Below are 3,785 nucleotides of genomic sequence, written 5' to 3'. Positions count from 1 at the left end.
GAGCACGACGGTGCCGGGCTCGGCCAGCGCCGTATCGAGATCGCCCGCCGTGGCCGCGAGCGGCAGCACCCGAAAGATCGCGGGATCGGCCCAGACAAACCCTTCGGCGTGTACCGGTTCCTTCCCCGTGCCGGCACGGATGACCGGATCGTCCTGATAAAGGCGCGCAACGGTTTCGATGCGGTCGCTGCGCGCCGCAAGCGCGCCGGCCAGCACCGAAGGGGTCACCGCCGACACCCGCTCGGGCTGGCCGGGCTGCGCGACGGTTCCGGTCATGCGAAAGATGCGCTCGTGGCCCGGGATAAATGATTCATAGGCATATTGCTGCTGCACGAAGAGCGCGGTGAGGATCGTCGCAGCGAGCGCCAGCGCAAGCCCGATCAACGTCACCGCCGCATAGAGGCGGCCGAGCGCGAGGTGACCGAAGGTCGACGCGAACATGTTGCGTAGCACGGTCAAGCGCCAAGCTGCGTCTGGCTGACAACCCGCCCGTCGAGCAGCTGGATCTTGCGGTCGGCGCGGTCGGCCTGTGCAAGCGAATGGGTGACCATGACCACACTCGTGCCGCGCCCAACCGCCTGCTGGAGCAATTCCATCACCGCCTCGCCATTGATCGTGTCGAGGTTGCCGGTGGGTTCGTCCGCAAGAATCAGCTTGGGATCGGAAACGATCGCGCGCGCGACCGCGATCCGCTGTTGCTGTCCGCCCGACAACTGCTTCGGCAGGTGCCGCGCACGATGGCGCATACCGACGCGGTCGAGCGCGGCGTTGACGCGCTCGCGCCGCTCGCGCACAGGAGTACCCCGGTAAAGCAGCCCGAGTTCGACATTCTGAATCACCGTCAGTTCGTCGACAAGGTTGAAGCTCTGGAACACAAAGCCGATCGCGGCGCGCCGCAGCCGGGTGAGGTCGCGTTCACTCGCCTTGCTCACATCCTCGCCGAGCAGCTCGATTCGTCCGCCGTCGGCACGGTCGAGCAGTCCGAGGATGTTGAGCAGGGTCGACTTGCCGCAGCCCGATGGCCCCATGATCGCAACAAATTCACCCGCGCCGATCGTCAACGACACATCGCTCAGCGCATGCGTGCGCACTTCGCTCGTCTCATAGCTTTTCGAGATATTTTCCACGTTCAGCATGGCCGCTCCTATCGAAGGTTGATGCGCCGATACGCGTCCCAACCGTCATAGCTGGACGTGATCACGCGGTCGCCGGGATTGAGTCCGGCGAGGATTTCCACTTGCTCGGCGTTGCGTCGGCCGATCCGGATACGCCGGCGCTCGGCATGGCCGCCGCCTGACACCAGCACGAAGGCCCATTGCCCGCCCGACGCCTCGAGAAAGGCGCCGGCGGGAAGCAGAATCGCCGGGCGGTCGACGCCAAGCGACAGGCGGCCGCGCACCGCTTCGCCCGCTACCAACCCGACCGGCTCGCGCCCGGCGAAATCGAGTTCGACGCTGAAGCTGCCCTCGGTCACCTGCGGATAAACGCGCGTCACGACCAGCGCCATTGCCCGGCCGTGCCCGTCGGCCGCTGCTCGCTGGCCAACCCTGACGCGGCCTAGATAATATTCGTCGACGCGCGCGGTGACGCGAAAACCGGTGTCGAGCGCAAGTTCGCCGAGCCGGTCGCCGCGATTGCGGTTTTCGCCGAGTTCGACGTTGAAAGCCGCGAGGCGGCCCGCTGCCGGCGCGCGAACGGTCAGATCGTCGAGCTTGGCACGTGTTATCGCAAGGCTCTTCCCCAGCGTCGCGAGTTGAGCATCGATCTGCGGCTGCTGCAGTGCGCCCAACCGCTCCTGTCGCCGGTTTCGCGCCGCCAGTATCGCTTGCCTGTCGTCGATCGACCGCAGCTCGTCCCGCAGGCTGTCGATCGTCTTGGAAGGAACGAAGCCGCGTTCGGCGAGCGGCAGACTGCGGTGAAGATCGCGGCCGACGCGCGTGCGGTCGTAGCGAGTAAGCGCAAGCGCCTGGGCATTGTCGCTGCGATTCTGTTCGAGTTGCTGCTGATAGGCCTGGAGCTGGGTGATCGATTCGATCAGCCGCGCTTCCTGCGACAGGATGTCGAGCTCGAGCGTCGTGTTGGTGAATTCGACAAGCGGCTCCCCCGCCGCGATACGGTCTCCCGACCGGACGAACACACGGCGCACGCGACCGCCTTCGGCGGCGTCGAGATAGATGGTGTCGCGCGGCTCGACGCGGCCCTGCAGGCTGGTCGTATCGTGGAACAGGCCGCGTTCGACGCGCGCGACGGCGATGTCGCCCGCGAGCACCGCGATCGACGGCGTCGCAAACTGCTGCACTCCGATGACGAGCGCGAGCATTACCGCCCCCAGCCCCGTCGCCAGCAGGGCGCCACGGCGATGCCGGCGCAACCGGTTTTGCCGCAGCGGCTCATCCATCGCGTCATATGCTCCTCATGCCCCAAGTATCGCTCGCGCCGACGCAAATGGGAAACGGCTCCAATTCAATGGCTTGACCAATTTTGACAGGGCAACGGTCGGCAAAAGTGTCCGGCTTCGGACAGCGCGGCGGCGCGATTCGCGCGCAGAGGATAGCAAGCCTTTGCTTTTGCACTGGTTCCCCGTGCACGCCGCATCCGGTAGGATCGCGGTATGGAAACCCTTTGCCGAATCCTGCTGATCGAAGATGACGCCGCCGTCGCGGAGGCAATCCGCCTTGCGCTACGTGGCATTGCCGACGTCGAAACCTTTGCCGATCCCGGAACACTTCCTGTGCCGCTGACGCTCGGTCTTTATGATGCCGCACTCCTCGACATGAACTTTCGCCCCGATCAGCGCGACGGAAACGCCGGGCTCGACGCGATCGACCGACTCCGTGCCGTCGATCCGACGCTCGCGATCGTCATGCTCACCGTGTTCGGCGGGGTTGCGATCGCGGTTGAGGCGCTCAAGCGCGGCGCGTCGGACTTTCTGCTCAAGCCGTGGCGTAACGACCGGCTCGTCGAGGCGATCCGCGCCGCAGTCGCGCTCACCGCGCGCCAGCGCGCGGGCGCGGCGATGAGCCTCGACAGCCGCTGCGCGAGCTCCACCGCCGGCTCGTGCGTGCAGCCGGCAAGCATCACGTGCGGGAGCGTGTCGAGTTGCCGCTTCAGCGCGGCGTTGATCGCCGGATGCGCATGGCCGAAGAGGTTGACCCACCATGAGCTGGTGGCGTCCATGTAGCGGCGGCCTTCCTGGTCGAAGAGCCACACGCCTTCGCCGCGCGCGATGGGAAGCGGCGGCACCGCCTCGAGGCGGATGCTCTGCGTGCACGGATGCCAGACATGGCGCCGGCTGCGCTGTTGCAGGTCGGCGTTGGAGGATGGGGAAGAAACGTCGGTCGGAAGCACCCGCGAAGTCCTTTCATGAGGGCAAGGCGCGGGATCGTATCGACGCGTTCGAGCTGCTACAAACCTCATCCGGGCGCGCACGAAGGCGCGGCGATCGGCGACGTTGCGCGACATAGCCGCCAGGTTCAGGGCAACGTCGCGGATCGAGCAGGCTTCTTGCCGCCGCATGCGAGTGGCGGGAAAACGCAAGTTGTCCGGCTGGCGCCAGAAACAGGTCGCGAATGTCCGGTTTCCGGGGCTTCATCGCGCCGCGCACGAATTTCGGACATGCATCCTGGCGGATTTTCGAAGCCCCCCGCCCCACCGTGTCAGCCGGAGCTTCTCCTCACCAGCGCGGTGATGTATTCGCGCAGGGTGATCGCACCGCGCACCGGCCTGGTCGCCGGTTCGTAGTGTTGGTCTATCGTGGCCCGCGTCATCGCGGCATACGACTTCGC

Annotated in this window: 4 protein-coding genes and 1 pseudogene; 1 reads left to right on the top strand and 4 read right to left on the bottom strand. The window is 66.2% G+C overall.

The annotated features are described in order from the left end of the window. The 3 genes from VN047_RS18655 to VN047_RS18645 all read right to left on the bottom strand — a co-directional run. On the bottom strand, nt 1–459 hold a 459-nt coding region (locus VN047_RS18655), incomplete at its 3' end, for a hypothetical protein (protein WP_325545322.1). Beyond that, nucleotides 456–1,136 (bottom strand): ABC transporter ATP-binding protein, encoded by a 681-nt coding sequence (locus tag VN047_RS18650; RefSeq protein ID WP_325545320.1) that lies wholly within the window; start codon nt 1,134–1,136, stop codon nt 456–458. The genes VN047_RS18650 and VN047_RS18655, both read right to left, overlap by 4 nt. A gap of 8 nt (nt 1,137–1,144) precedes the next feature. Further along, nucleotides 1,145–2,398, bottom strand: coding sequence for an efflux RND transporter periplasmic adaptor subunit (locus tag VN047_RS18645; protein WP_325545319.1), 1,254 nt, complete (start codon nt 2,396–2,398; stop codon nt 1,145–1,147). Between the two features lie 213 nt (nt 2,399–2,611). On the opposite strand from VN047_RS18645, the gene VN047_RS18640 reads away from it, so the two are divergent. Then, complete coding sequence (locus VN047_RS18640; RefSeq protein WP_325545317.1) at nt 2,612–3,181, top strand: response regulator; 570 nt, start codon at nt 2,612–2,614, stop codon at nt 3,179–3,181. On the opposite strand, the pseudogene VN047_RS22750 reads toward VN047_RS18640, so the two are convergent. Beyond that, nucleotides 3,070–3,417 (bottom strand): annotated as a pseudogene (locus VN047_RS22750) (aminotransferase class III-fold pyridoxal phosphate-dependent enzyme); the annotation flags it as partial. The gene VN047_RS18640 and the pseudogene VN047_RS22750 overlap by 112 nt on opposite strands. Between the last annotated feature and the right edge of the window lie 368 nt (nt 3,418–3,785).

This window comes from Sphingopyxis sp. (assembly GCF_035565275.1).
In the GTDB taxonomy this organism is placed as follows: Bacteria; Pseudomonadota; Alphaproteobacteria; order Sphingomonadales; family Sphingomonadaceae; genus Sphingopyxis.
Note: the sequence above shows the minus strand (reverse complement) of the source record. Positions and strands in the feature narration are given on the sequence as shown.